This is a genomic window from Arthrobacter sp. Bi83, assembly GCF_918698095.1.
GTDB lineage: Bacteria > Actinomycetota > Actinomycetes > Actinomycetales > Micrococcaceae > Arthrobacter.
Window position 1 is genome coordinate 32383 of record NZ_CAKKLY010000001.1, and the last position, 25866, is coordinate 58248.

Genomic DNA, 25866 nt, shown 5'->3' on the forward strand with positions numbered 1-25866 from the left:
GTCAGGAACTCAGGGCAAATTACCGTGCTTGTGTGTTGCGTTGGCCCGGTGTGCAGACAAAGAACTGCGGCTGCGCGACCGGTGCAAACGGAACGATGAGCCACTGGCTTCCGTAGAGCTCCACGTAGGAGTCGGAAGGGCAAAGTGTGAAGGCTTCTTCGCGTGTCATCTCGTTCCCTCTCCTTTTTGCGTTGTTTCGGCTCCACCGTTGAGCCTTGTTTAGCTTCAACGTTAGGAGCCTGCAGCGCTGGAGCGGCATGACAAGCAACGCCAAGTGGATGGGAAACTGCGCCAAATGTCCCTGCTTGTACGTTGAAGACCCGCTGGGAATGCAAAGCTACTAGCGTGACTTCACGAGCCTTCTGATACTCGGATTTGCCGAGGCGCTTTCGAGCAGGAGCCCGTCCCTCCACGAAGAAGAGGAGTGCGATGCATCCCCGAACCGGTCCTGGACTTACTGAGGCGCCCCGCTATGCCTGCGGCAGAGGGTGGCAACGGTGAAAGGCGGAACCTATCAGAACCTGCGGGTACCAAACTTCAGCGTTCACATACTGCGTGGACTGCTTGAGGAAGCGGACCTGGATTGGCAAACTGCGCTGGCGAATGCGGAAATAGACCCTGACGCGGTGAACCGCCCGGGAGGCACTATTCCTGCCAGGAAGGAGCTGGCCTTCCAGCTTCAGTTCGTCGGTCTCACAGAAGACCGTGTCGATCTCTGGGTGCGGGCCGCGCGTGCCTACTCACTGGGCTCCTTCGGGGTTAGAGGCTTGGCCCTGGCTACTGCGCCGACCATTGAGGCATGGGTAGAGGTTGCAAGTACAACTGACTATGGCCCTGCCCTGTTCGAGCTGGCATCGCTGAGGACATCGGATGGCACGGTAACCGGGATGGAGTTCACCTACCCCGATGCTCCGGAAGAGCTGATCCCGTTCAGCGTTTACCGGGACCTTTGTTTCATTGCCCGGAATTTCACCTGGCTCTACGGCAGACCCTTCCCCTTCACACAGATTGAATTTCCTCTCGCAGAAGCTTCCCCCGAACTTTCGGCAAACGTCCCCTGCAACATCGACTGCGGCACCGAAACGCTGCGGCTATGGTGGGACCCCACAACGTCAGCACAGGAACTTCCTTTCGGCAACGCTTTTCAGCACGCGGCATGGATCAAGGCGGACACGCAGATTGTGGACACCCTCAGGGCGACCGGAGACTGGGCCGACACTGTCGCGAAAACCATAAGGGCGGCCCCCGAGCTCAACCGCAAACTGGCAAATGTGGCCGCAACACTCCGGGTTTCCCCGCGGACCCTGCAACGCAAGCTTGAACTCACTGGGGACGACTTCGCCCAGCTCCGGGACAAGGCCTTGAGTGACCTCGCCGCCGATTTGCTCTCGAATACGGATCTTTCGGTAGCGCGGATATCCCGCAAACTTGGCTATACAGAGCCCGCAAGCTTCACCATCGCCTTTAAGCGGTGGAAGGGGATGCCGCCGTCGGCCTATCGGGAAGCTTCCCACTACAAAGCCAACGCCAAATCCAGGGCCTAAGCCTGCCTACACCGTCTCGTAAACCACGACGTACGTTGGCGTACATTCCCAGGTGGACGGCGTTGATTGCCGTGCCGGGCTGGGGCCGGCCGAACTTAACGTTGAAGCCTGCACAAGCCTGGCAAAGACGCCGGATTTCTCCGCGGGACACTGCGTAGGGCGTGGACGCCGTCGACACATCTAACTAATGATGCGCGCCGGGTCCCTCCGGTCCCATGCACTACTCTCCGCGGTCAGGAACGACTCCAGCAGCTGCTGGGGATAAACAAAAGGTGGTCAAAGATGACACAAACAATATCGGTCGAGTCCCGCACCGACCGAAGCACACCGATAATTGCCCTACTCCTGCTGTCCGGTGTAACGCTCGATATCCAGTACGGCATCCTCGCTCCTCTCATTGGCGTGATTGCGACTGAATCAGGCCTGACGGGTTCGGAAATCGGGTGGGTCCTTAACGCGATGATGATTGGCAGTGTGATTTCTGTCAGCCTGACCGCCCGTATGGGAGACATTTTCGGGCATCGCAGAGTTCTCCTCGCGCTGATCGTCTTGGCACTGGCGGGATGCGCACTCGGTGCGACCGCCAATGGTTTCTGGCCTCTGGTCGCGGGCCGATTCCTCATGGGCCTCGCTACCACGATTCCACTCAGCTGGGGGCTTCTGCGCCCGCGGGGTACCGCTCGGCAAATCCGACAGGTCTCGCTGGTGCTCTCAACAGTGATGGCAGTCTTTGGACCGCTGGCACTTAGTGCTGGCGGACTCATCGTTGGATTGGGATTGCCCTGGCAGACCGTCTTCTGGCTGACCTTCGCTTTGTACGCGGTGATGCTGGTCCTCGCCCTGATCTCGCCCGAGACGCCCGTCGCCGCCCGCGCCGTGGCGCAGTTGGACTGGTTCGGTGCGCTAGGGCTCGGCGTGTGGGTCACCGCACTCCTGATCGGAATTGCTGAAGGTCCCGGGCAGGGCTGGACCTCGCCTCTGGTCTTGGGTGCCTTCATCGTGTGCGCAGTAACACTGGCTGCCTGGATCATTCAGCAGCGACGCGCTCAGGAGCCTCTAGTGTCATTCCGCAACATGGATATCCGTCAGGCGGTCATCGGCTACTCCGGAATCCTCCTGATCAGCCTGGTTGGCCAAGGCATCTTTATCGTGCTGCCGGCGTTGCTGCAGACCCCGGCTTCTTCCGGATATGGTCACGGCCTCTCTGCCCTGGAGTCCACGTATGCCTACTTGGCGATGATTCCGGGGGCGGCACTGGGATACCTTTGGACCCGATGGGGCCTTCGGCGTCTGGGACCGAGAATCGTCCTGGTAGTTTCTGGCGGCGCTGGCATCTTCGTCTTCCTCGGACTCGCGTTGGTGCACGATCAAGTGTGGTTGTCGTGGATGTGGGTGTTCCTGTACACCCTCACGATCGTCAGCTGCCTGACCACCGGGTACACTCTAGTTGCCGCGGCTGGCCGCCAGGACAATATGGCGACGACCATTGGCATGCAAACAATCATCCAGTTCGTCGGAGCGATGATAGCCGTTGCAATTATTTTGAACGTGCTGGTGCCCGGCCCCGACGGATTCATCCCTGAGGCAACGTTTGCCGGCATCTACATCGCGTCGGCCGTGATTATCGCTTTCTTCGTGATCGTCTGGGCGGTGCTGGCACCCAAGCGCATCACCGATCTGCATGCAGTCGACACAGAGACCGACCCCACGAAGGTCCATGTTGGCAGCCACTAGAAGGACCTGCCGCTGATTCTGGCGGCGTGCCTCCAGGAGGCGAGCCCTGTCGCTGGGGCCGGTGAGCAGTTCGCGCATTCAAAACCGCGGGTTGCTCACCGGCCTCGCGGCCGCGTGGGCAATCGACATCCAGGGCTGCGCCCGCCGTCCGCTGATCTCTTGGGCGGGGGCAGCCGCGGCCGAAAAGACACGGTTGAACGGACACCTGATGACCTACCACAAACAAGATGACTGGCTTCCCCTTGTTGGTGAAGCAGTACAAATCAGACAATATGGCCAATTTGTCGGCGCAGGGGTTGTTGACGCTGTAACGGACGACGACGGGATCCTTTGGCTTGCAGCCGACGGTGTGAACCAGCGTCGGCTGATCACCAGAGCCGACGGTTTTGAGGTCTGGATGACCTACAAATGGGAGACCGCCGGAGCCCGAAGGTGAAGTTGCGGCCGGCTCAAACAACGCGGCTGAGCACACCGTCAAGGAGTGCGTCAGCAGCAGCAGTAGCTCCCAGGGTTGCTTCCATCGCATTGAATCGATCCAATGATCGCATTACGATAGCTTCCCACAAATAGTGCAACTTTCTATTGACGCGGTGTCTGGTGCTCACGTACCGTCGGTTAGCACCCACCAAGATCGCCAAGCAAAGAAGCTGACGGCGAGCCACCCCGTATTCCGGTCGTCAACGGCGCCGGCCGAATACATGGGAGGCCAAGGGGACGCACGCTTCACAGCATGCGAAAGAAACTCGAGGAGCAAAAATGCGAACAACGAAGTCGCGAATCATGTTGGCTGCTGGATCGACGGCGGTGCTGCTGGCTCTGGCTGGTTGCGCGGAAAGCGCGAGCAGTCAAACCTCCGCTGACACGGTCGCTATCGATGTCGGCAACAACATGAAGGTCAATCTGAAGACCAACCCCAACCTCAAGGTCGCCGTATTCATCCCGGGCGTGGCCAATGCGTACGGGCAGGCGCAAGAGCTTGCCGCGAAGGAGACGGCCAAGAAACTGGGCATGGAGATGACGTTGTTCGACGGTGGCTATAACCCGAGCCAACAGCTCAACCAAATGCAGACCGCGCTCGTGTCCGGGGGCTATGACGCTGCAGTCGTGCAGGCGCTCGACGGCACAGTCGTTTGCAAAACCCTCACCGAGGATTACCCCAAGGCCAACATTCTTGTGGTGAACAACGTCACGCCACTGTGTGACTACGGCACAAATCAGACCGGTAAGTCAGTTGAGGAGGTCTGGGCGCCGGGCACGATGAACTTTGTAGGTAGCAACAACACCCGGGCTTACATCGACGGCTGGTTCTCGGCGGCAGCGAAAGCGAACCCTGGTAAGCAGAACGTTGTCGCTGTTCTTGGTCCTGCTGTCGCTGCCCAAACACGCGTGGTTGAGGTTGCCTTGGCGAAGTTTGCGAAGGACAACCCCGGTTACACGGTCAACAAGATCTACACGGACTACACAACGACCGGCACATTCAATGAGACCCAAACCTACTTGCAAGGGCATGCGGACACCACCCTCATCCTCTCCATGTACACCCCGGACATCTCACAGGGTGTCGTCAAAGCCGTAGAAGACGCAGGACTTCTTGGAAAGATCCACATTGTGGACCAGGGTTTCGGCGAGTTCTCAATCGAACAGATTAAGGCGGGAAATATCCAGTTCTCGACGCTGTTTTTCCCTTACAACGGGATAAAGGTCTCCCTCGAGGCCATCGCCGCGGCTCAACGCGGGGATGCCGGCCCTCGTTTTGTGGATGACTCGGTCATTGGCACTGCGAAGAGTCCCTTCACCATCACGAAGGACACGATCTCCGAACTTCCCCCCGAACTGCGCTAGCCCCGCAGAGCCCCTCGGAGGGGCGCTGGGACACCGTTCACGGCACGTTACCCTCTCGGGGCGCTGCCACTCCCCAACTAGCGTCGGCTTAGCACGTCACGATCGCGAAGCAAAGAAGCCCGCGACACATCACATACATCCGGGCCGCCGACGGCACCGGAACGAGCAATCAGGAGAATCATGCGTAAAACGAAGTCGCGGGCAATGCTGGCTGCGGGATCCACAGCGGTACTGCTCGCCTTGGCCGGCTGCGCGGGAAACAGCAGCGGCAACCCGGGCAATCAGGGTCCAGCCGGCACAGTCGCAATCGACGTCGGCAATGACACGAAGGTGAACCTGAAGACCGGCCAGGGCCTCAAGGTCGCTGTTTTTATCCCGGGTGTGGCCAATGAGTTCGGGCTGGAGCAGGAGCGGGCGGCGAAGGAGACTGCGAAGGAACTCGGTATGGACATGACCTTGTTTGACGCGGGCTATGACCCGAACAAGCAGCTCAACCAGATGCAGACAGCGATGACATCCGGAAAGTTCGACGCCGCGGTAGTAATGGCCCTCGACGGCGTGATGTCCTGCAAGCTCCTCACCCATGACTTCGCTAAGGCCAATATCCTTACGTCGATTTCAGGCTCGCCCCTCTGCGACGACGGCACAAATAAGGCCGGCAAGTCAGTTGACGACGTCTGGGCCCCTGGCACGTTGAACTTCGTGGGCAGCAACACCACCCGCAATTACGTCGACGGCTGGTTGGCGGCCGCAGCAAAGGCCAACCCGGGTAAGCAGAAGGTGCTTGCTGTTCTTGGCCCGGCGGTCAACACCCAGACACGTGTCACAGAAGCCGCAATGGCAAAGCTCACGGCGGACAACACCGACTATTCGGTTGACACGATCTACACCGACTGGACGACGACTGACGCGTACAACAAGACCCAGACCTACCTGCAGGGCCATCCTGACACCACCCTCATCCTGTCTGCGTCCTCGCCCGACCTCACCCAAGGCGTCATCCAGGCTGGAAAAGACGCCGGCCTTTCGGAAAAGATCCACGTTGCGGACGTCGGTTTCGGCAAATTCCAGCTCAAACAATTGGAAGCCGGCAACGTCCAGCTCTCCACAATGCTCTTCCCCTACAACCAAATGAAGGCAAACCTCAACTCCATCGCCGCCGCGCAACGCGGGGATGCCGGCTCCCGCTTTGTGGATGACTCGGTCATTGGCACCGCAAAGAATCCCTTTGTGGTCACGAAGGAAACCATCTCAGAACTGCCCGCCGAGCTGCGCTAACACCGCAGTTCACCCCGCCTTGGGCTGGGGCGACCTTCCCTCGAACGCCGCCCCAGCCCAGTACAGAAAGTAGAACCGGCAATGGAGCCTTCGCAATCGGCCCCGGCTATCGCCGTCGCTCTCAAAGCGGTATCGAAGACCTACGGTGCCACCCGCGCACTGATCGACGTGGACGTCGAGATCCACGAAGGAACAGTACATGCACTGATCGGCGAGAACGGAGCGGGAAAGTCCACGGCGCTGGGTGCGATCGCCGGCCGCGTCGACTTTGACGGAGGTGTCGTCGAAGTCTTCGGTGAACCGCTTGAACCGGGAAACCTTCGCGCTGCACGCCGGAGCGGCGTCTCGGCCATCTATCAGGAACTGACGATCATCCCGCACCTGGATGCAGCAGCAAATGTATTTCTTGGATCCGACCTGTCCCGGTTCGGAGTTCTCTCCAGCCGCGAAATGCGTCGCCGCTACGAACAACTGTGTACGGAGCTGGACGTCCGGGTCATTCCTGCCGGCGTTCCCGTTGGCACCCTCTCGGTGGCAGAGCAGCAGCTGCTCGAGATCATGCGGTCCCTCGTGGTCGAGCCTCGCGTCATCCTCTTCGATGAGCCCAGCGCTTCGCTTGCCATCGAGGAACGGGAGGCGCTCTATAAGGCGATCGAAGGGTTACGCAAGCGCGGTGTCACCATCGTGATCGTGAGCCACAACTTCGACGAGATCGAACGGCTCGCCGACTGGATAACGGTCTTCCGGAACGGCCGGGCCATCACCACGAGCAGGCGCGGGGAGAAATCCCGGGCCGAACTCGTGCGCGCGATGCTCGGTGAGCAGCGAGGTGACCAGACGCTTGGCCGGGTACTCATGGACAAACCTGTGGAAATACACTCGAGACCGGTCGATCCGGGCATGGCCCCGATTCTTAAAGTGATTGGGCTCACCGTCCCGGGAGCCATCGAAAATATCGACCTGGAAGTGAAGCCCGGGGAAATACTTGGCATTGCCGGTCTGGTAGGTTCCGGCCGCTCAACATTGCTGCGGGCAATCGCCGGCGCCGAACCCACCGCACGGGGAACCATCCGCCTGGCGGGCGCCGAGCCTTCCTGGCCACGAACTGTGCGTGCCGCACGCAAACTCGGAATCGGGTTGATCCCCGAGGATCGCAAGGGAGAAGGGCTCGTCTTGCTCCGAAGCGCCGCGGACAACATCGCACTCTCCAATCTTGGCGCGGCCTCATCCGGCGGCGTGATTGGGCGAAGGAAACTCCGTGCCAAGGTCGCCGAGGCAGCCTCCAGGCTGAACTTCCCGGTAGCCCGGTTAGGTGAACGCAGCGACAGGTTCTCGGGCGGCAATCAGCAGAAGTTGCTGATGGCACGGTGGTTGTACGACCGACCCCGAGTGCTCCTCGCCGACGAGCCCACGCGCGGCATCGACGTCGGCGCCAAGGGCGAACTCCTGGAGACTTTACGCGTGATGGCGGCCGATGGCGTTGCCGTGATCATGGTCTCGTCGGAGCTTGAAGAAGTGCTGGCGGTGTCCGACCGGGTGCTCGTAATTGCCAAGGGCCACAGCATGGGGCTCCTTGAGCGGACCGGCGATCAGCAGATCGCCATGGAAGACGTACTGCAGGCAGCATTTGGATTGAAGGAGCACGCATGAGCGCCACCATCGACCGGGACACCACCCCGGAACGAACCGTTACTCCCGCTATGACAGCAGGCAAAAAGCTCAAACTACGGGAGAGAGCAGCAAGCCTCGGGATGGTCTGGGTACTCATCATCCTCGTCATCACGGCGACCATCCTCAACCCCCGCTTCCTCAACCCGGGAAACCTGGTCAACATCCTGACCCAGAACGCCCCCGTCGGCATCATCGCCGTCGGGATGACGTTCATCATCATCGCCGGCGGCTTCGACCTTTCGGTAGCCGCCGTACTGGCTATCGGCGGAGTGTCCTACGCAACGCTGTCCCACATGATGCCCGCGGGGCCAGCGATACTCATCACCCTGGCGATCGGATTCCTCCTCGGCCTGATCAATGCCCTCCTCATCACAAAAGCGAAAGTGAACGCGTTTATCGCAACTCTCGCGACCGCCTCATTGTTCAGCGGCCTGACCTTGCTATACACAAACTCCAAACCCGTGTCCATGGCAACGGGCGGCTACGACTTCCTCTCCGCCCAGGACTTCCTCGGAGCCCCGCTCTCCGTCTGGCTTCTTGCGGTCCTCGTCGCAGCAGGATGGTTCGCACTTTCCAAGACCGTCTACGGCCGGGGAATCTACGCGATCGGCGGCAACAACGAAGCCGCACGACTGGCCGGACTGCCCGTAACCTCACTCCGGGCAAGCACCTACGTGCTGACAGCCATGCTCGCCGCACTCGCGGGAATCGTCCTGGGATCGGTCATCGGCGTCGGACAGCCAGGCGTCGCCGTTGGAGTCACACTCAACTCGATCGCGATCGTCATCATCGGCGGAACTTCCCTGCTCGGCGGAGAAGGCGCGATGTGGCGAACGCTCGTTGGCATCCTGATCTTCGGAACCATCAACAACGTCTTCGACATCCTCGCATTTCCGCAAGCCACACAAGAGGTCGCCCTCGGCGTGATCGTACTCGCCGCCGTATCCCTCGACGCCTACACCCGGTCACGGAAGCGCTCAGGAGAAGCCTGACCTGTCTCGACAACGGCAGCTTTGCTGAAGAATCCCCTATCAGAGAAGGAAGATGAATATGTCACGATTGGCCGGCAAGGTCGCCATCATCACGGGTGCAGCCAGCGGACTGGGGCTCTCCGCCCTCAAGCTCTTCGTGGCCGAAGGGGCCCGGGTAGTGGCTACGGACATCTCCGCGGAGGCACTGCAGCAGGCGGTCGATGAAGTTACGGCTGACGGTGGCGAGGCAATCGCCCGCACTCACGACGTCTCTTCCGTTGAGGACTGGAATCGTGTGGTGGATGACGTCCTGGCGGAGTGGGGCACGATCGACATCCTGATCAACAATGCTGGCATTGCCCTGCCAAAGGGTATTCTCGACGCCGAGCTGGAGGACTGGAACAAGGTCATGGCCATCAACGCCACCGGACCCTGGCTCGGGATGAAGAGTGTAATCCCCACCATGCAGGCCGCCGGCCACGGTTCCATCGTGAACGTCTCGTCGATCGCCGGGATTGTCGGTGGTGGCGCCGGGGACGGCGGCGGCGCGGCATATTCCGCCTCAAAGGGTGCGGTCCGGTCCCTGACAAAGCACGCTGCCCAGTGGTTCGCAAAGGACAGCATCCGGGTAAACTCGGTGCATCCCGGTCCGATCGACACCGGCTTGACTCGTGGCTACGGGTTCACCAGGGAATCGCTGGCCAACCCTGGGACCGTTCCTTTGCCGCCCCATGCCGGGGAGGCCTCCGACATCGCGTACGGCATGCTCTACCTTGCCTCGGACGAGGCAAAGTTCATCACCGGTAGCGAGCTCGTTATCGACGGCGGATTCATCTCTCAATAGTTGAACCGCTTTCCTACTAAAACATGGGGAAGAAGACTTCCCCTCCACTGAAAGGATGACGATGACACGCTCCCCCGACATCGAACGTGCCCTAGCTGATGACCGCGGCCAAGCCCCGGATGAGGATTACCGGAAAGAAAAGGAATACCAGGATGACCTCATGATCCCCAGCAAGGATGCTGAGGCCTATGTCCTCGGCGATGACACGAAGCCGATCTATTCGCTGGGTCCAGATTCCGAGCGTCAGCCTGGAGCCCCTCGCGGCAAGCTCACCAAGGGACGTCACACAGGGCGAAGCGTTTACCCTGGCGTCGAACGGGAATACTACGTCTACGTCCCCGCTCAATACACCCCCGACAAGCCCGCCGCCTTGGCCATCTTCCAGGATGCAAACCTGTACCTGGCGCCGAAGGCCAACGCTGATATCGTCCTGGACAACCTCATAAACAAGGGCGAGATCCCGGTTACCGTTGCAGTATTCATCGAAGCAGGCGAGCAGGGTCCGGGATATCCCTTTTTTGGTGGGACAGACAACCGCAGCATCGAGTATGACTCCGTCAACGGCGACTATGCGAGGTTCCTCACGGAGGAATTCCTTCCGGATGCCTTAGGGGATCTCAATGTCTCCACCGTTCCTCGCGATCGAGTGCTTGTAGGGATCAGCTCGGGCGGCAATTGTGCGTTCACTGCAGCTTGGTCTCGCCCTGACGTTTTCGGCAACGTCATCTCCCATTGCGGCAGCTTCATTAATATCCGGGGTGGCCACAACCACCCGTCGGCAATCCGGCAGAACCCGCGAAAACCCATCCGGGTCTGGCTCCAGACGGGAGCCCGGGACCTTGATGTAATCTTCGGCAGTATCCCTATCGCCAACCAGGACATGTTCGCGGCCCTCGAGTATCGACGCTACGATGCCAAGTTCGTGTACGGCGAAGGCGGGCACTCACTGGTGCACGGTGGCACGGTCCTTCCCGAGACCCTGAGGTGGATTTTTCGAGACCATCCGGAGACCGCTGACGCTCAGTAGCCAGGTTTAGTAAATCGTTCCCGCACGAAGTTCGGTACAGGAATACTGAGATTAGAAACCCACCTCATACGCCGACGCATTAAACGGGGACTCCCGAACCACTGGTTCGAAGCCCCCGCCGATTGCCGGCCCTTCGCATTCAGGCATGGTTTGTCTGTTTGATCCGGTAGGGCCGGCGGCGAGTAGGCATCTGATTCTGTACTTGGGGAAGTTCCGGAAGCCGCGGGCGATTCTGCGTGTGGTTTCAATGACGCCGTTAACCGCTTCGGTGGGGCCGTTCGAGGCGCCGTTCGTGTCGAGGTACGCCAGAATCGCGGTCTTCCATTGTTTGAGGGTCCTGCCCAGGCGCGCGACTTCGGGGATCGGGCACGTCGGGAATGATGAGATCACTTCGTTGACGAGTTCCCTGCCGCGTTCGGGTCTGGCGTGGTAGATGTTCCGGAGCTAGGCACCCGGATGAAAGGACCTGCGCAAAGAGCACCCACGGATGCCAGACCTGAACTCTCTATGCCCTCAAGGCCCTGACATCTGCGCCCGGGTTGCTGCTGACCGCATTGATCACTCGCAGGTCGTGATCGGGCTACACTTCAAACGGATTTCTCCCCGCGTTCGAAAGGATCACCGATGACCCCCTCGTCCACCGCCTCAGCCCTGCGAGGTGTCGGCGGTTTCGCCGTCGCTGCCGGGATCCTGTTAGTGACCGCCGGGGCGGGGGCCTGGGTCACGGTCACAAAGCAGCTCCAGGCGGAGAAGATTGACGTGCCAGGCGATGCCCCGATGCTCGCTGGGAAGCGCGTGCAGGGTCCGGCGACGGCATACGTCGAGGCGCTCGTCATTAAACGCCACGCCGAGCGTGGGGCGGGCGGCCGCACCTTCGCCGACATCAGCAGCGCTCTTCGCGGAGTAGACGGCGGCAGTGACGAGGCCGCCGAGCTGCGCAAGCAGAGCGTCGCCCTCTCGACGGCGGCCTCGCTGCGCACCTCCCTCATGACCTCCGTGCTCGCCTACGGCGTCAGCGCATTCGCCGCCGGCCTCGGCGCCTTCTTTCTCCTCGCCGGCTCCTTCCTGCGCCGCTCCGGCGGGTGACTGGCACCATACGCTGAGATATTCAGCAAGTCGACGTCTTCCCCCGCCCGTGCGGTGGAGCGGGCGAATTTGTCTGCGTGGCCTTGAGCTTTGACGCCTTCGATGGTCGCTTGAAGGAGCGTGAAGTCATCGGCCTTGTTTTGGGCGACGAGCACGAGTGAGTCCGCGACTTCGGCGGCGGCACGCCAGGGCGGGTTCATCATTCGGGATTTTTTGCGAGAACAGCCGCGATCCGTCGGCGTCGATCACGAGCAGTGATGATGGGCTTTGCCGAACCTAGCCGACGTCCGCTCTCTGAGCGATCACCCGCACATACCCGATCCGCTGTCCGGCCACTGCTGCCTCCAAACCTCCGCCTGTGAGGTTGAGTTAGGATTTCCTATCGATCATGGAACGGGTGAATGCTGTGAATCTCAGCGCTAAGTGGCGGCATTTTCGCAGCGCTATTCTGCTTTTATGCCGTGTGGCTTAATGGCGAAACCCGAGAGCGATTTTCTGCGTGAGCCGTTGGATCTGCGGGGCATGAGCGCCGGCAGGGCTTTCCGGACCTGGTTCCTTGCTTGGGTTGATAGTGAGGTCGATCGGCGTTTGCCTGAAATCTGGTCGCTCTCGAACGTCCCCCAGTTTGCGCGGGGTGTGCTTCCGAGTTTGCGGGCGAAGTTCTGTCACAGTTCTGCTGGGATCCGAAACCCACCTCGTCTGCCATCGCCGCAAGCGGGGGCTCCCGAACCGCTAGTTGGGGGGCCCCCGCGTTGTTAGATCTCGAGGTCGAGGATGGCGATGTCGGTGTTTCTCCGGAACTCGAGGATGAACATGGCCACCACCATGTGGGTGGGGTCGGCCGAGAACACTTCCAGTGCGGCGCGGTCATCGAGCTCGGCGACGAGGCCGAAGTCGAAGTTGCCTTCGATACCTATGTCGATGCCTGCCTTTAGGGAGCGCAGGCCGGGGATGACACCGACGAGTGCTTCAAGTCGATCGACGGCCTCCTGCACGCGCTCGGCCGGTGTGCCTTCGATGACGCGGAATAAAACGATGTGTCGGATCATGATGTCTCCTTTACTGGGCGGCGTAGCCGCCGTCGATGATGATGTCGGTGTCGGTGCCGGTCACGAACCGCAGCTCGGCGAGGAAGAGCACGCCGTAGGCGATGTCGATCGGATGGGCGGCGAAGCCCATCGGGCTCTTCGATAGGACCGCGTCGGCGGTTTCCTTCGACAAGGCTTCTATAATGGGGGGTGCGGATGAGGCCCGATTAGACCGTATTCACGCCGAACGTCGGCCTTGGCAACATCCAGCGCAATCTCCTTCGTGATCGCGCGCAGAGCATCCTTGATAGACGAGTACGCCGCTGGGCCACCGCTGACACCGCCCACGAGACCGGGTGCAGACCAGATGTTGACGATCCAACCCGTGCCGTTCTTCTTCATCTCGGCATCACAGCTTCGGAGCAGCGTGCCGAGGATGTTGACGTTGAGGATGCGGATCGTCTCGTCGGCGTCGATGTCCCACACATCCTGTGCCTGGCCGGTGTTGATCAGGGTGTCCACCTTGCCGAACGCTTCAACGGCCTTTGAAACGACGTCGACCCAGTCGCTCTCCGTGGCGATGTTGTGCTTGAGCCCGATGACTGCCTCGGATCCAATCGCTTCATTGATCTCTGCGACCGTCTCCCCAACAGCGCGTCGTTGACGTCTGTGGCGACGACCTTCGCGCCTTCATGGGCGAAGAGCTTAGCCTCTACCTTGCCTTGTCCGCCGGCCCCCTGTGATGATTACGGCCTTGGTTTCTAGACGTCCCATGATGTTCGCCCTTTATTGGCAGATGCTAGTTGTGTGCTGCGCGGTTGATCGCGACAGTTTCGTCGAGCGACGGCATCTTCTCGAAAGAGCCGAAGTACTCGATGAGACGGTCACGCGTGATCGGCGCCTTGTCTTTCTCCGCCGAGGCAAGTGCCCTGCCGAGGTCCTCAAGGCCGAGCTCGGTGCAGTATGCCGGGGTGCCCGGCTGCTGGCGCCACGAATCGGCGATCACACCGGCGTCGAAGGGATCGAAACCGATGTCGTCGACGAGCTGCATAACCGTAGCGCGAGCCTCGGCGGAGTCCGCAGCGACAGGGATTGCAATTCGGCCAGGAGATCCCGCGGGGAGCCCCTTGGTCTGCTGGGTACCGGCGAGTGCTGCATTCCACGCCTTCACAACGGGACGACCGAGCTGTTCCTGGCTCCATTCGCTTTCGACCTGTCCGTTGTCTACTGCCTCAACCGGGCCCATCATGTAGGCGTAGTAGTTCGACGTGTCGACGACGATCGTGTCCTTAGACACACCGGCCAGGAGATCGGCGAGATCCGGCTGTACCGAGAACGGGATCGCCAGCACGATCACGTCGCGGTCCGTGACCGCGGCGTCCACCTCGGCGGCACGCGCGCCCGCGGCGAGGACTTCTTCAGCGACGACTTCCGGTCCGCGGGCGTCAGCGACGAGAACGTCGTGTCCTGCTTCGCTGAGACGACGTGCGAGGTTGCCGCCGATAGCTCCAGCGCCGATAACAGTGATCTTCATAGGTGTTTCCTTCGTTCGTTGGTCCCACACGACAGGTGCGGATTGGATGTACACTTATTCGTGTACAAAAAGCTTAACTCATGTACACCTAAATGTGTACATCTTGGTTTTGGATGGATCACCCGATGGATAGGACAACCACCATGGCCAGTCGCTTGGCGAATCCGCTTACGATCCCGGCTGAGGAGGATTTCAACCTGTTCGCCGTCATGTTCGCACTGTGCGATCCCACCCGGCGCGCGATCGTCGAGTTCATCGCCGCGGAGCCCGGCACCGGGTGCAGCAACTCCGACTTCGGCGTCACGAAATCGGCCCTGACACGGCACTGGCGCGTCCTCCGCGAGGCCGGAATTATCAAACAGGAAGCACAGGGCAACCGGCACAGGAACTGGCTCCGTCGAGAAGAACTCGACCGGCGATTCCCCGGCCTGCTGGCCTTAGTCCTGGACGCGAACGCCGAGGCATCCTCCAACCCGTCGGAACCGGCGACAAATACCGGCCAACAGGTCTGACACCGCCAGAGCCCAAAGTGGGTGGCGGCAAACGTCTCACTGCCTCTCTCGCCGACAGCCCATCGAGTGGTGCAGCGCGGCAGTTGGAGGTGACTTTTGAGCTGTCATAACTGGCAGTGAAGACCTGTCCCGGGGCGGGCCATGTGTCCCTCGTAGGCGCATTTTTTGACGGGGCCATCTTTGTCCATGAGGACGCGCATGTGCGGGTCAGCGTGGTTTTGCCACCGGGTGCTTACGCCGAGGGCCCGCTTCAGCCGTAGGTGTTCCCGGCCCTCCAGATGGCTTCCATGCGGATGAGGGATGCGGCCACCTCATCCACGTCGGAGCACCAGGACCAGTAGGCATCGTCGTCATTTCCTTCGTGACCGGTTCCAGTAGTTGAACGGCGCGGGGGTTTCAGGCCCCTTCGAGCCCACCAGCTTCACCGCCGTTTCCGGCCGCTGCCAGCTTTCGTGCGAGCGCAGCGCCGATATTTCCCCGGCCGATAATGCCTATCTTCATGTTGATTTCCTTCCAGATGATGTTTGGTGAAGTCACCGCGTGACGCGCGGATCGACTCCATATTGGGCCGGAGCGCCCAGATGATCGCGCAGGGTAGCGCCGTCATATTCCCGGTGGAACAGCCCGCGATCCTGGAGGATCGGCACCACGCCATCAACGAAGGCGTCAAGCCCATCCTCGTATATGTCCGGCGACACCCAGAAGCCGTCAACAGCGTCTGCCTCGAACCATTCAGCAGTACATCACTGAGGTGTTGAGCGCGCCGGTAGAGGCGTCCATTGGGGGCTCTCACAAGCACTGGCAGGGCTGCCAGAATCCAGTCACTGACCGTTTCTTCGTATAGATGTCCGAAAAGGCGAAACCGAGGTTTAGGCGAAGCTCTCCAGTGTCAGAGGGTGGGTGGCACAACGGCGCAACGGCAGTCAGCAGCATCTCTTGGAGAACCACACTGTCTCGACCATGAGGTCCACGAAGTCCACACCCACGGTGGGCAGCCACAACCCGGGGTAGCCGTCGATCTCGTCCTGTGCGTCCAGGACGGCGGCAAAGCAATGCTTCCTGAGTCTTGAAGTGATGCATCAGGCCGGTCTTGATGGCGCACGCCGCCCGTGAGATCGATGAAGTTGTCGATGTTCGTGGTGGCGTAAGCGCCAACCGCGATTGCTACCGACGTGATGAGAGCCGACAAGGAACTCATTCCGGCCGGAAACGGCGGAACAGCCTGAGCGCCGCTCTCACTGGCCGTCGACACGCGCGAGTTTTCCATGGAGTTCACGGACGGCCGCGTGGGTGGGCATGCCGGACGTCGCACCAAGGGACTGCGTCGATAAGGATGCCGCGCAGACCGCCCATTTAGCGGCCTCGTGGAGGGGTTCTCCCTTCGCCAGCGCGTTACCGAGCGCTCCCACGAAAGTGTCGCCGGCCCCGGTGGTGTCCACCACATTCACCGAAGGCGCCGGGATCTGGGTCGTCTCTCCGCTGGCCCAGATCAGGGCGCCTCGACCTCCAAGAGTCACGACGAGGGAAGCGGGGGCTTTTCGGCCGGCCAAGGCCTCCCCAAGCAGAGCCGGGTCCTCTGGGACGGGCTGGCCGAAGACGACCTCGAACTCGCCTTCGTTGACGACCATCACGTCAACGAGCTCCAGGAGTTCCCTCTCAAGGGCTCGGGCAGGTGCGGGGTTGAGCACGAAGATTCCCTTCGACCGCTGTGCTGCTACGCGGACGACTTCCAGCGGTACTTCGAGCTGGGCGAGCACTACGGCTGCTTCTTCGACGGCTTCGGCTGCTTGGATGACGCTGCCGGGGTTGAGAGTCGCGTTGGCCCCGCTGACGACGACGATGGAGTTTTCGGCAGTTTCGTCGACGAGGACGAGTGCCCGGCCGGTGGGAGATGCGGCGTCAACGAGCAGGTGGCTCTCATCGACTCCGGCGACGATGAGCGCCTCCCGGACCGTTCGGCCCGCCTCGTCGCATCCGACTCGGCCGACGAAGGCCACGCGACTCCCCAGCCTCGCGGCCGCGATCGCCTGGTTGCTGCCCTTCCCGCCGGGGAACTCGGCGTAGGTGCGGGCCAAAGTGGTCTCGCCAGGCTTCGGCAGCGACTGGACCGTAGCGACCATGTCCAGGTTGACGCTGCCGACGACGACAATATCGGGGGTGGAAACCTTTTTCATTGCAGTTCTCCTCGTTTTTTTGGGGTTCTGGTGTTGCTCAAACTCGCGCCGTCGAGGCCGGACGGACCTCGTTCAACAGCGGTGCTCCTGTGCGGAGCGCGTCCAGGTTCCGCTCGAGTAGCCGCGAGGCTGCCTGCGGGCGGTTGCCGGCCACATGGGGCGTGATGATCAGGTTCTCCGTCCCCCACAGGGGCGAGTCCGCGGGGAGGGGCTCGGTCACGACGACGTCGAGCGCCGCGGCCCGGAGCACGCCGCTGCGAAGCGCTTCGAGCAGGGCGCTTTCGTCGACTGTCGTGCCTCGTCCAGCGTTGATGAATATGGCGCCGGGCTTGAGCGCTCTGAATATGGTCCTGCCGAAGAGGCCGGTGTTCGGGTCTCCAGCGGGGACCAGTGAGATCAGGACGTCTGTCGAGTCCAGGAGCCCGGGCGCATCCGTGCTGGCGGTGATGCGATATCCGTTCTTGAACTCAGTACGCCTGCCTATTCCCTCGACGTCGGCCCCGAGTTGGGTCAGTAGCGGCGCGAGCCTGGCAGCGATCGATCCGAAGCCCCAGATCGTTACTTTGGCGCGGTCCAGTGTGAAGAGGCCTCGGCTGCCCTCGGCTGTCTGCTCCCTCATGTACTCCTCGTCCCAGTGCATCCGGCGTTGGGCGTCGATGAGGCGGTCGAGCCGCCTGACGGTGGCGAGCGTGAGTGCGAGGACGTGCTCTGCGACGGGCCCGTCATGCAGGGAACGGCCCGAGCACACGGCGGCGGACGGGACGAAGCCGGCGTCGAGGATCGTGTCCGCTCCGGAGGCCAGGGTCTGGACCAGCTTCAGCCCGTTCAGTTCAGTGGCTGCTCGGTCCAGGGCGTCGACCGGATTCTGCCAAACGACCAGGACCTCTGCGTCTCGGTGTTCCTTTGGAATCGCGGCCCTCACGTCGTACTCGACGAACTCGTGGGGCTGCAGACGATCGAGTTGGATGGTCGTTGGGACTAGTACTTTCATGCTTCCGCTCCTTCGATGAGGGCTGCTGGACTTAAGTGATCATATGTCTTGTGCGTCACATGTTAGACGTCTATAGTCTAAGTATGCAGAGTTCAGATGAGTCAGGGAAGCAGCGCCGGTATCTTTCCGTCGCCCAGGAAATCCTGACAGCGATCGCCACGGAAAAGTACGCGCCCAATGAAAGGCTTCCTGCCCACAACGAGATCGCGGCGCAGTTCGGGGTGTCCCGGCCGACCGCACGGGAGGCGTTTCTCGCGCTGGAGCTGATCGGGGCTATCGAGGTGAGGCACGGGGACGGCACGTTCGTCCGGCAGAGCAGGGTCCGCCTCGGGGGCGAGCACGGCTCTCCGCTGGACGTTCCGCCCCGCGAGCTCATCGAGACCCGATGGGCGATCGAGCCTGTCGCGGTGAGCCTGGCAGCGAAGCGGATCACGCCCGAGCGGATCGAACTGCTCGACAACTACATCGACGAGCAGCAGCGCGTGGTCGAGGACCCGTCGAAGGTCGCCGAATTCGTCACCTTGGGTCTGCGCTTCCATGCCGATCTTGCTCCGGGGTGCGGGAACGCCCTCCTTGCGGATGTCATCAGCCAGCTCGTCAACACCGAGCAGCACCCCCTGTGGGCGCTCGTGAACCAGCAGGCGATGCCCGCCATCGCTGCGCGGCAGCGCCAGGTCGATGAGCACAGGGCCATCCTCGACGCCGTGCGCGGCGGCGACGGCCCCCTCTCCTGCGAGACGATGCAGAAGCATCTCGGCGGCCTCGACCGCACCTTGTTCATGGGGGGACGTGAGCTATGAAGCCCGACCTCGCCACTGATGGTCACACCACATATGACCTGATCGTCGCCAACGGGCTAATCGTGAACGCAGGCGGCTCCCGCCAGGGATCTGTCCTGGTCAAGGACGGGCGAGTCGTTGACGTCATCGGGGCCGATCAGCCGCTTCCGCCTGCACGGCGGATCGTCGATGCGACAGGCATACTCGTCCTGCCCGGCGGCGTTGACCCCCATTGCCACGTCGGGCAGGTCCTCGGCGAGTTCTCCATGCTCGATGACCACGAGCAGGCGGGCATCGCCGCCCTATGGGGAGGGACGACAACGATCATCGACTTTGCCATCCCCGACCCGGGCCAGGCGCCGCTTGAGGCCCTGCACGAGAAGCTCAAGCTGCTCGATCGCTGCCGTACGGATGTGGCGATCCACGGTGCCGTCATCAACTGGGACTCCACGACAAAGGCACAGCTCAAGGCCATGGCCGAGCTCGGCGTACTGACTGTCAAAATGTTCACCACCTACCGCGATGGCGTGATGGCCAGTTTTGAGACGATCGAGAACGTCATGCGCGAGCTCGAAACCCTCGGCGGAATGGCGATCATCCACGCTGAGGAGAACCACCTCATCGAGGACACGCAGGAAAAGGCGGTACGAGAGGGGCGGGAGCACGCCCGCTTCCATCCGGAATCCCGGCCCGAGGCGGCCGAGGCTGCCGCCGTCGTCCGTTCGCTCGAACTTGCGGAGAAGACCGGGGCGTCAGTGTATTTCGTCCATCAGACGACGCCGGAGGCCGTCGACCTCGTTGCCGATGCGCGCAGCAGGGGGGTCCGGGCGTACTCGGAGACGTGCCCGCACTACCTTACTCTCGACGACACGGTCTACGAGGGCGAGCATCCCGAGCTGTTCGTGTGCTGCCCGCCGCTGCGTTCTGCGGACACCGTGAAGAATCTGCGCGCGCTGGTAGGCGACGGGCTGGTCCACACGATCGGATCGGACCACTGCTGCTATTCCCGGGAGCAGAAGGCCAAGCACTCCCATGACATGCGCTCGATGCCGAACGGTCTCCCCGGTGCCGAGAGCCGGCTCACGGTCTCGTTCGACACCCTTGTGGTGCAGCAGGGCATGAGCGTCGAGAGCTTCGTCGCGCTCTTCTCGACCAATCCCGCCCGCCTCAATGGCCTCAGCGCTAAGGGGTGGATCGGCCCAGGCTCCGACGCCGACATCGTCGTCTTCGATCCCGGCCTGACCAAGGCCATCACCGCGGCAGGGCACCATATGAACTCCGACTACTCCCCCTACGAAGGCATGACCTTCACCGGGTGGCCGACAGCTGTGATCAGCAAGGGCAACGTCGTCGTCGACTCCGACGGATTCCACGATCCCGGCCCCGTTGGACGGTTCCTCCACGCGCGGGCCCGTATCGACTCCGACCCGGCGTTGCCGCCGCAGGCGGCCGCGGGTCTGTGGGCCCGCGACGCGCCCAGCACGACCGATTACGCCACAAAGGAGGTACTTACATGAAGAGGAAGGTAGTCCTCGACGTCGACACCGGTACCGACGATGCGATCGCGGTCATGATGGCCGGCCTCGCACGGGAGATCGACCTGATTGGATGCACGACAGTGTGGGGAAACCACGGCACCGACGAGACGACCGAGAATACGCTCCGGGTCCTTGACCTGCTCGGGCGGGACGACGTGCCCGTTCGTCGGGGCCTGGACCGGCCTTTCGCGCCGATCCCCTTCATCTTCGAAGACCATGTCGACAGCGCACGTGAGGCGATCCATCCCCACGAATTCCCCATCCCCAGGACCAGCGAACGACAGGCCGAACCCGGCGCAGTCGAGTGGCTTGTCGAGACACTGCGGGCAGCGACCGAACCGATCACCCTCGTCCCCGTCGCCCCGCTGACCAACATCGCCGCGGCCATCACCCTCGACCCGTCCATCGTCGATGCGGTCGACGAGATCGTCATCATGGGAGGGGCCCACGCGCTTGGCAACGTCACCCCGTCGGCGGAAGCCAACATCTGGCACGACCCGGTCGCCGCAGATGTCGTGTTCCGGGCCGGCTTCGAACGCCTCGTCCTGGTCCCGCTCGACGCCACTCACCGGGCCAACGTCTCCCTCGGGCAGATCGCACGGCTGAGGGAACTCGGTCCGGTCGGTGCGGCAGCGGCCGAACTCATTGCCCAGCGGATCCGCGGCTACAACGAAACCCAACCCATGGACGAGGTGGACACAGCGCCAATCCACGACGCGCTCTGCATCGCCTATCTGCTCGACCCCGAAGTGATCGACATCGCTCCCTACCACGTCGCCGTGGACACGGTGAGCCCGCTCACCTTCGGGAAGACGGTGGTGGATGTGGCGGGGCGCAGCGGGCACAAGCCGAACGCCTATGTGGCGCTCGACGCCGATGCTCAACGCTTCGGCTCTCTCCTTCACGGCGTAATCGCCGCCTCAGGCCCAGCCCGCTGACACCGGCACGGGCCATCCAGCTCACGGCATCGGCCTCAACGATGCCGCGAACAAGAAAGACAACCCATCAACAGCGCAATGCGCAATCCCCTCAGGAGATGAGATCTCACATGCGTGACTTCCCAATTCTAACCCGGCACCGCCGGGGCGTCGCGGTAACCGCGGCCTTGGCCACGGCGGCGCTGACCCTCGTCGGCTGTTCCCCAGGGAACTCGGGCGGCAACTCTAACGCCCAAGGCTGCGACGGCGGTCCTGCCACCCTCAAGGTCCTGCGTGCGACGGGGCAACTCCCGACGGATCAGCAGCTCTCGGCCTACACGACCAAGACCAACGGCTGCGTGAAGTTCGACGTCACGGACGTCCCGTTCGGACAGTACGCCGACAAGGTGAGCGTCCTCAGCGCATCCTCGAACGCCCCGGACATCTACGGCTACGACATGCCCAACACCGCGAACTACGCGGCGCAGGGCATCCTCCTGCCGCTGGACGACCACCTCCCTGCGGGGTGGAAGGACGATGTCCTCCCTGCGACGCTCACGGAGGGCAGCTACGACGGCAAGGTCTACACGATGGGCATCCAACAGGATGTGCTGAGCCTCTACTACAACAAGACCCTGACCGACAAGGCCGGGATCGAAGTCCCCACCACTCTGGACAAGACGTGGACGTGGGAGCAGGCCCGCGACGCGATGCTGAAGTGCCAGCAGGGCACCCCCGGGAACCCGACGGTCTACGGTCTCGCCCCCACCCAGCTGGGCTCCGGAACTCCGGGCCCCATCTACAGCGACCTGCTGTTCCTGCGGAGCAACGGGGATCCGAAGGCACCCAAAGACTCCTCGGCTTACAAGACCTTCTATGCGATCTCCCCCGATGGGAACGCGGTGGACGGCTGGCTGAACACGCCGGAGGCAGTTGACGCAGCCACGTTCTACCAGTCCCTCTACAAGGGCCCCAAAGCCGTGACGTCGGTGACTGGCCGCCCCAACGCCTTCCTCGACGGCAAGGCGTGCTTCGAAATGTTCCCCACAGCTCAGGTGGACGCCCTGAAAGAGGCCAAGGTGCCCTTCAAGTGGGGGAACAGCCCGCTGCCGTACATAAAGACCCCGATCGTCCACACCGGAGCCATCTCGATCGGCGCGTCGGCGAAGTCCAAGTACAAGGACCAGGCTGCGAAGTTCGTCGTTGCGCTCAGCAGCGGAGACCTGGCTAAGCAGTATGCGAAGGACACCCTGCGCATGCCGACCCTGAACTCCGTGTACGAGGGTCTCCCGGAGTTCCACCAGGCGCCGCAGAGCATGTTCTACAAGCAGCTCCAGGAACGAGGCGCACCGCGCCCGCCGACAACTCACTTCTCGCAGTACAGCCAGATCGTCGAGGAGGCGCTGAAGAACATCGCCTACGGTAGCGATCCCAAGTCACAGCTCGACCAGGCTGTCTCACAGCTGACGCCGCTGCTGTCGCAGTAGGAGGTATTCCTCATCATGACCACCATGACCTCACGAGGCGTCAGCAGAGGGTCCCGGAAGCGGTCGCGGGGGGACGCACTCGCCGCGGCCGCATTCCTGGCCCCCTTCCTGATCCTCCTCGTAATCTTCCAATTCGGCCCCGTGGCTATCCTCATCCGGGACAGTTTCTACAGCTACAGCCTCGCGAACCCCGACATCGCGAAGTTTGTAGGATGGGGAAACTTCACCCGCTTGTTCAACGACCCCATCGCCATGCAGTCGATCGGCGTGACCTTGCTCTTCGCTGTCGGCATGGTGGCCCTGGTCATCCCGCTGGCATTCCTCATGGCGATATACCTGAACCAGAACCTTCCCGCACGGGGCTTCCTCCGAACGGCGGTGTTCCTGCCAGTGGTGACGTCTTCAGTTGTCGTCGCCACCCTGTGGAACTTCCTTCTGGCTAATCAGGGGCTCGTCAACGCGATCGTGCAGAGCCTCGGGTTCCAGCCGGTCTCTTTCCTTACCGATGCCAGCACCGCCCTGCCATCGATCATCATCATGAGTGTGTGGCAGCAGCTTGGCATGGCGACAATCCTCTACCTGGGCGGCTTGCAGTCCCTGCCGGGAGACGTCATGGAGGCTTCCTTGCTGGACGGTGCAGGACCCGTCAAGCGTCTGCTGCTCGTCGTCGTCCCGCTGCTTTCACGGACCACTGTGATGGTCGTCGTCGTCACGACCGTCTTCGCCTTGCAGTCCTTTACTCCTGCATACGTGATGACGCAGGGGGCCCCGGAAGGCACCACGAACCTGTTCGTCTATCAGATCTACAAGTCAGCATTTACACTGCAGCAGCCCGGCTATGCTTCCGCGATGTCGATCGTCTTGCTCCTTGGTGCCATCACGGTCAGCCTGGTCCAGATGCGGCTCCTGCGCACCCGATGGGATTACTGACATGTCTCGCTCATTCTCCACTGCAGTTCCCGACCAGCTCGAACTCCCCGATGCACCGGCACCCGGGTCCCATGGCCCGTCCGGTCCGCCCATAGGTTCCAAGCACCCCTCAACACGGCGGATCTGGCGGCGAGTCTGGACGACAGCAGTTATCCTGCTGATCATCGCAGTCTTCCTCCTGCCCTACGAATGGATGTTCATCTCGGGACTGAAGACCCAGGCCGCCATATTCGACGACATCAAGCCGCTCAGCTGGAAGACGTTCGTTCCTCTTGAGACCACGTTCGAGAACGTCCGTGAGCTCTTTATGGACCGGGGGGTCGGCAGGGCGCTGCTGAACTCCGCGTTCGTCGCCGCCTTCCAGGTGGTCTGCTCACTGGTACTGTGCACCACGGCAGCCTATGCACTGACTCGCATCAAATTCCGCGGGCGGGGCGTGATCTTCGCGATCATCCTCGCGACCTTCATGCTCCCCGCCGAGGCCCTCGTCGTTCCCCTTTACCAGCTCATCTCAACGATGAACCTCCAGGACACCCTGGTCTCCGTGGGCCTTCCGTGGATTGCCAGCGCGTTCGGGCTCTTCCTGCTCCGCCAGTCGTTCGAAAGCGTCCCCGTCGAACTTGATGAAGCCGCGAAGATCGACGGGGCGGGGCACTTCCGGGTTTTCTGGTCGGTCATCCTGCCGGTTGTGAGGGTCGACCTCATCACCTTCATCCTGATGATCTTCCTCTTCTCCTGGAACGCATTCCTCTGGCCCCTTGTGGTTATCCAGAGTCAGGAGAACACCCTGGTTCAGGTTGCCGTAGCCCAGTCAGTCTCCCCCGGCGCTCTGCCCAACTGGGGCCTGACCTTCGCCGGTGCCTCAGTGGCCACAGCCCCGCTCATCATCCTCTTCCTCTTCCTGCAGCGCCTGTTCCTGCCAGGACTGGCCCGCACCGGCCTCAAATGACCCATCAGGCCCCCAAGGCCTGATGCACCTCTAGTACACCCATCCATGAAGGAGAAACACATGCCGAAGAAGATCATCCTCGACGTTGACCCCGGTCACGACGATGCAATCGCCATCCTGCTCGCCAAGGGCAACCCCGAGATCGAACTGGCCGCGATCACCTCGGTCGCCGGCAACCAGATCCTGTCCAAGACCACCTACAACACTCTGAGGGTGGCAACCCTGGTCGGCGCCACTGACATCCCGATCGCCGCCGGCGCCGAGTTCCCGCTCGTCCGCGACCAAATCACCGACGCCGATTCCATCGCAGGGTCCGTGCACGGCGAGTCCGGGCTGGACGGGCCCGTCCTGCCCGAACCGGCGATGGAGCTTGACCCGCGTCATGCAGCCCAGCTCATCATCGACCTCGTCATGGCCGGAGAGCCCGGGGAATATACCCTCGTCCCGACCGGGCCTTTGACCAACATCGCCCTGGCGATGCGTCTTCAGCCCGAGATCGTTACCCGGGTCAAGGAAGTCGTCCTCATGGGCGGCGCCTACACCCAGGGCAATGTGACACCGGCGGCCGAATTCAACATCCTCGCCGACGCCGAGGCCGCGGCCGCGGTCTTCAACGCTGACTGGCAGGTCACCATGGTCGGACTCGACCTGACCCACCAGGCCGTCGCGACCCCCGAGATCAGGGAGCGCATCCGCGCCATCGACACCGACATCTCACGCGTCGTGGACGAATGGCTCGACTTCTTTGGAGCAAACTACGACTCCGTCTGGAAGATGCCGTACCCGCCCATCCACGACGCCTGCGCCGTGGCCCGGGTTATCAGCGCGGACATCGTCAAGGCCGAGAAGGCATTCATCACGGTCGAGACGGCAGGGAAGTGGACCTACGGCGAAACCGTCACCGACTTCCTCGGCGCGTACGGCCTGCCGTTCAACAACCTCGCAGCCACCGAGCTCGACTTCGACGCGTTCTGGGACCTCATCATCGATGCGATCAAGACGGTCAGCAAGTCCTGAACAGCGCCTTGTG

Annotated in this window: 28 protein-coding genes and 1 pseudogene; 18 read left to right on the forward strand and 11 right to left on the reverse strand. The window is 62.0% G+C overall.

The features are described 5' to 3' along the window. Positions 1 to 19: 19 nt before the first annotated feature. The gene (locus LQ144_RS00155) at positions 20 to 169 is read right to left on the reverse strand and encodes a hypothetical protein (RefSeq protein WP_230116551.1); all 150 of its coding nucleotides are present in this window, start codon (positions 167 to 169) and stop codon (positions 20 to 22) included. Positions 170 to 497: 328 nt separating this feature from the next. Between LQ144_RS00155 and LQ144_RS00160 the strand changes: the two genes are divergently transcribed. The 9 genes from LQ144_RS00160 (at position 498) to LQ144_RS00200 (ending at position 10911) form a co-directional block, all read left to right on the forward strand. Next, complete coding sequence (locus LQ144_RS00160) at positions 498 to 1544, forward strand: AraC family transcriptional regulator (RefSeq protein WP_290369686.1); 1047 nt, start codon at positions 498 to 500, stop codon at positions 1542 to 1544. Positions 1545 to 1826: 282 nt separating this feature from the next. Continuing rightward, entirely contained in the window at positions 1827 to 3278 is a 1452-nt protein-coding gene (locus tag LQ144_RS00165) for an MFS transporter (RefSeq protein WP_230116553.1), read from the forward strand. A 61-nt stretch (positions 3279 to 3339) separates the two neighbouring features. Beyond that, positions 3340 to 3714 carry a hypothetical protein gene (locus LQ144_RS00170; RefSeq protein WP_230116554.1) on the forward strand — a complete coding sequence of 125 codons (375 nt, stop codon included), beginning with the start codon at positions 3340 to 3342 and terminating at the stop codon, positions 3712 to 3714. 320 nt (positions 3715 to 4034) lie between these two features. Beyond that, positions 4035 to 5120 (forward strand): sugar ABC transporter substrate-binding protein, encoded by a 1086-nt coding sequence (locus LQ144_RS00175; protein ID WP_230116555.1) that lies wholly within the window; start codon positions 4035 to 4037, stop codon positions 5118 to 5120. 180 nt (positions 5121 to 5300) lie between these two features. Beyond that, positions 5301 to 6398, forward strand: a complete 1098-nt coding sequence (locus tag LQ144_RS00180; protein WP_230116556.1) for a sugar ABC transporter substrate-binding protein — start codon at positions 5301 to 5303, stop codon at positions 6396 to 6398. An 81-nt stretch (positions 6399 to 6479) separates the two neighbouring features. Further along, on the forward strand, positions 6480 to 8048 hold the full coding sequence (locus LQ144_RS00185) for a sugar ABC transporter ATP-binding protein (RefSeq protein WP_230116557.1): 1569 nt from the start codon (positions 6480 to 6482) through the stop codon (positions 8046 to 8048). Continuing rightward, positions 8045 to 9061, forward strand: a complete 1017-nt coding sequence (locus tag LQ144_RS00190; RefSeq protein WP_230116558.1) for an ABC transporter permease — start codon at positions 8045 to 8047, stop codon at positions 9059 to 9061. The genes LQ144_RS00185 and LQ144_RS00190 overlap by 4 nt, the downstream gene beginning before the upstream one ends. Positions 9062 to 9119: 58 nt before the next feature. Then, on the forward strand, positions 9120 to 9884 hold the full coding sequence (locus tag LQ144_RS00195) for a glucose 1-dehydrogenase (RefSeq protein WP_230116559.1): 765 nt from the start codon (positions 9120 to 9122) through the stop codon (positions 9882 to 9884). A gap of 61 nt (positions 9885 to 9945) precedes the next feature. Next, positions 9946 to 10911 (forward strand): alpha/beta hydrolase-fold protein, encoded by a 966-nt coding sequence (locus LQ144_RS00200; protein ID WP_230116560.1) that lies wholly within the window; start codon positions 9946 to 9948, stop codon positions 10909 to 10911. Between the two features lie 51 nt (positions 10912 to 10962). Here the strand turns inward: LQ144_RS00200 and LQ144_RS00205 are convergent, their stop codons facing one another. Beyond that, a complete protein-coding gene (locus LQ144_RS00205) occupies positions 10963 to 11346 on the reverse strand; it encodes a transposase (protein WP_354962114.1) in 384 nt (127 codons plus the stop codon). Positions 11347 to 11535: 189 nt separating this feature from the next. Between LQ144_RS00205 and LQ144_RS00210 the strand changes: the two genes are divergently transcribed. Next, a complete protein-coding gene (locus LQ144_RS00210) occupies positions 11536 to 11997 on the forward strand; it encodes a hypothetical protein (RefSeq protein ID WP_230116561.1) in 462 nt (153 codons plus the stop codon). A gap of 755 nt (positions 11998 to 12752) precedes the next feature. Here LQ144_RS00210 and LQ144_RS00215 read toward each other — a convergent pair. The 4 genes and pseudogenes from LQ144_RS00215 to LQ144_RS00230 form a co-directional block, all read right to left on the reverse strand. Further along, on the reverse strand, positions 12753 to 13046 hold the full coding sequence (locus LQ144_RS00215) for a Dabb family protein (protein ID WP_230116562.1): 294 nt from the start codon (positions 13044 to 13046) through the stop codon (positions 12753 to 12755). A gap of 10 nt (positions 13047 to 13056) precedes the next feature. Continuing rightward, on the reverse strand, positions 13057 to 13218 hold the full coding sequence (locus tag LQ144_RS00220; RefSeq protein ID WP_230116563.1) for a hypothetical protein: 162 nt from the start codon (positions 13216 to 13218) through the stop codon (positions 13057 to 13059). 5 nt (positions 13219 to 13223) lie between these two features. Then, a pseudogene (locus tag LQ144_RS00225) lies at positions 13224 to 13679 on the reverse strand (SDR family NAD(P)-dependent oxidoreductase); the annotation flags it as partial. A gap of 145 nt (positions 13680 to 13824) precedes the next feature. Next, on the reverse strand, positions 13825 to 14613 hold the full coding sequence (locus LQ144_RS00230) for an NAD(P)-binding domain-containing protein (RefSeq protein ID WP_354962037.1): 789 nt from the start codon (positions 14611 to 14613) through the stop codon (positions 13825 to 13827). Between the two features lie 71 nt (positions 14614 to 14684). On the opposite strand from LQ144_RS00230, the gene LQ144_RS00235 reads away from it, so the two are divergent. Further along, positions 14685 to 15071: a winged helix-turn-helix domain-containing protein gene (locus tag LQ144_RS00235; protein ID WP_230116565.1), complete on the forward strand. Its 387-nt coding sequence runs from the start codon at positions 14685 to 14687 to the stop codon at positions 15069 to 15071. 104 nt (positions 15072 to 15175) lie between these two features. Here the strand turns inward: LQ144_RS00235 and LQ144_RS23030 are convergent, their stop codons facing one another. The 5 genes from LQ144_RS23030 to LQ144_RS00255 all read right to left on the reverse strand — a co-directional run bounded on the left by LQ144_RS23030 (position 15176) and on the right by LQ144_RS00255 (position 18236). Further along, the gene (locus tag LQ144_RS23030) at positions 15176 to 15373 is read right to left on the reverse strand and encodes a DUF4913 domain-containing protein (protein ID WP_354962116.1); all 198 of its coding nucleotides are present in this window, start codon (positions 15371 to 15373) and stop codon (positions 15176 to 15178) included. Between the two features lie 94 nt (positions 15374 to 15467). Then, a complete protein-coding gene (locus LQ144_RS00240; protein ID WP_230116566.1) occupies positions 15468 to 15572 on the reverse strand; it encodes an NAD(P)-binding domain-containing protein in 105 nt (34 codons plus the stop codon). Between the two features lie 32 nt (positions 15573 to 15604). Next, positions 15605 to 15769, reverse strand: coding sequence for a hypothetical protein (locus LQ144_RS00245; RefSeq protein ID WP_230116567.1), 165 nt, complete (start codon positions 15767 to 15769; stop codon positions 15605 to 15607). 537 nt (positions 15770 to 16306) lie between these two features. Further along, the gene (locus LQ144_RS00250) at positions 16307 to 17245 is read right to left on the reverse strand and encodes a ribokinase (protein ID WP_230116568.1); all 939 of its coding nucleotides are present in this window, start codon (positions 17243 to 17245) and stop codon (positions 16307 to 16309) included. Between the two features lie 37 nt (positions 17246 to 17282). Continuing rightward, the gene (locus LQ144_RS00255; RefSeq protein ID WP_230116569.1) at positions 17283 to 18236 is read right to left on the reverse strand and encodes an NAD(P)-dependent oxidoreductase; all 954 of its coding nucleotides are present in this window, start codon (positions 18234 to 18236) and stop codon (positions 17283 to 17285) included. 83 nt (positions 18237 to 18319) lie between these two features. Between LQ144_RS00255 and LQ144_RS00260 the strand changes: the two genes are divergently transcribed. The 7 genes from LQ144_RS00260 (at position 18320) to LQ144_RS00290 (ending at position 25853) form a co-directional block, all read left to right on the forward strand. Next, a complete protein-coding gene (locus LQ144_RS00260; RefSeq protein ID WP_230116570.1) occupies positions 18320 to 19036 on the forward strand; it encodes an FCD domain-containing protein in 717 nt (238 codons plus the stop codon). Beyond that, a complete protein-coding gene (locus LQ144_RS00265; RefSeq protein ID WP_230116571.1) occupies positions 19033 to 20532 on the forward strand; it encodes an amidohydrolase family protein in 1500 nt (499 codons plus the stop codon). Before LQ144_RS00260 ends, LQ144_RS00265 begins: the two co-directional genes overlap by 4 nt. Next, positions 20529 to 21491, forward strand: coding sequence for a nucleoside hydrolase (locus LQ144_RS00270; protein WP_230116572.1), 963 nt, complete (start codon positions 20529 to 20531; stop codon positions 21489 to 21491). Before LQ144_RS00265 ends, LQ144_RS00270 begins: the two co-directional genes overlap by 4 nt. Before the next feature lie 110 nt (positions 21492 to 21601). Further along, positions 21602 to 22957: an extracellular solute-binding protein gene (locus tag LQ144_RS00275; RefSeq protein ID WP_230116573.1), complete on the forward strand. Its 1356-nt coding sequence runs from the start codon at positions 21602 to 21604 to the stop codon at positions 22955 to 22957. A 15-nt stretch (positions 22958 to 22972) separates the two neighbouring features. Continuing rightward, a complete protein-coding gene (locus LQ144_RS00280; protein WP_230116574.1) occupies positions 22973 to 23887 on the forward strand; it encodes a sugar ABC transporter permease in 915 nt (304 codons plus the stop codon). Between the two features lies 1 nt (position 23888). Then, positions 23889 to 24836 carry a carbohydrate ABC transporter permease gene (locus LQ144_RS00285; RefSeq protein ID WP_230116575.1) on the forward strand — a complete coding sequence of 316 codons (948 nt, stop codon included), beginning with the start codon at positions 23889 to 23891 and terminating at the stop codon, positions 24834 to 24836. Positions 24837 to 24896: 60 nt separating this feature from the next. Beyond that, a complete protein-coding gene (locus tag LQ144_RS00290; protein WP_230116576.1) occupies positions 24897 to 25853 on the forward strand; it encodes a nucleoside hydrolase in 957 nt (318 codons plus the stop codon). Positions 25854 to 25866 lie beyond the last annotated feature (13 nt).

What these genes read in the sequence shown, in the direction of transcription:
- LQ144_RS00155 (WP_230116551.1), bottom strand. Translation starts at nt 169, where the DNA reads ATGACACGCGAAGAAGCCTTCACACTTTGCCCTTCCGACTCCTACGTG.
- LQ144_RS00165 (WP_230116553.1), top strand. Translation starts at nt 1,827, where the DNA reads ATGACACAAACAATATCGGTCGAGTCCCGCACCGACCGAAGCACACCG.
- LQ144_RS00175 (WP_230116555.1), top strand. Translation starts at nt 4,035, where the DNA reads ATGCGAACAACGAAGTCGCGAATCATGTTGGCTGCTGGATCGACGGCG.
- LQ144_RS00180 (WP_230116556.1), top strand. Translation starts at nt 5,301, where the DNA reads ATGCGTAAAACGAAGTCGCGGGCAATGCTGGCTGCGGGATCCACAGCG.
- LQ144_RS00185 (WP_230116557.1), top strand. Translation starts at nt 6,480, where the DNA reads ATGGAGCCTTCGCAATCGGCCCCGGCTATCGCCGTCGCTCTCAAAGCG.
- LQ144_RS00190 (WP_230116558.1), top strand. Translation starts at nt 8,045, where the DNA reads ATGAGCGCCACCATCGACCGGGACACCACCCCGGAACGAACCGTTACT.
- LQ144_RS00195 (WP_230116559.1), top strand. Translation starts at nt 9,120, where the DNA reads ATGTCACGATTGGCCGGCAAGGTCGCCATCATCACGGGTGCAGCCAGC.
- LQ144_RS00200 (WP_230116560.1), top strand. Translation starts at nt 9,946, where the DNA reads ATGACACGCTCCCCCGACATCGAACGTGCCCTAGCTGATGACCGCGGC.
- LQ144_RS00210 (WP_230116561.1), top strand. Translation starts at nt 11,536, where the DNA reads ATGACCCCCTCGTCCACCGCCTCAGCCCTGCGAGGTGTCGGCGGTTTC.
- LQ144_RS00215 (WP_230116562.1), bottom strand. Translation starts at nt 13,046, where the DNA reads ATGATCCGACACATCGTTTTATTCCGCGTCATCGAAGGCACACCGGCC.
- LQ144_RS00235 (WP_230116565.1), top strand. Translation starts at nt 14,685, where the DNA reads ATGGATAGGACAACCACCATGGCCAGTCGCTTGGCGAATCCGCTTACG.
- LQ144_RS00240 (WP_230116566.1), bottom strand. Translation starts at nt 15,572, where the DNA reads ATGAAGATAGGCATTATCGGCCGGGGAAATATCGGCGCTGCGCTCGCA.
- LQ144_RS00250 (WP_230116568.1), bottom strand. Translation starts at nt 17,245, where the DNA reads ATGAAAAAGGTTTCCACCCCCGATATTGTCGTCGTCGGCAGCGTCAAC.
- LQ144_RS00255 (WP_230116569.1), bottom strand. Translation starts at nt 18,236, where the DNA reads ATGAAAGTACTAGTCCCAACGACCATCCAACTCGATCGTCTGCAGCCC.
- LQ144_RS00260 (WP_230116570.1), top strand. Translation starts at nt 18,320, where the DNA reads ATGCAGAGTTCAGATGAGTCAGGGAAGCAGCGCCGGTATCTTTCCGTC.
- LQ144_RS00265 (WP_230116571.1), top strand. Translation starts at nt 19,033, where the DNA reads ATGAAGCCCGACCTCGCCACTGATGGTCACACCACATATGACCTGATC.
- LQ144_RS00270 (WP_230116572.1), top strand. Translation starts at nt 20,529, where the DNA reads ATGAAGAGGAAGGTAGTCCTCGACGTCGACACCGGTACCGACGATGCG.
- LQ144_RS00275 (WP_230116573.1), top strand. Translation starts at nt 21,602, where the DNA reads ATGCGTGACTTCCCAATTCTAACCCGGCACCGCCGGGGCGTCGCGGTA.
- LQ144_RS00280 (WP_230116574.1), top strand. Translation starts at nt 22,973, where the DNA reads ATGACCACCATGACCTCACGAGGCGTCAGCAGAGGGTCCCGGAAGCGG.
- LQ144_RS00285 (WP_230116575.1), top strand. Translation starts at nt 23,889, where the DNA reads ATGTCTCGCTCATTCTCCACTGCAGTTCCCGACCAGCTCGAACTCCCC.
- LQ144_RS00290 (WP_230116576.1), top strand. Translation starts at nt 24,897, where the DNA reads ATGCCGAAGAAGATCATCCTCGACGTTGACCCCGGTCACGACGATGCA.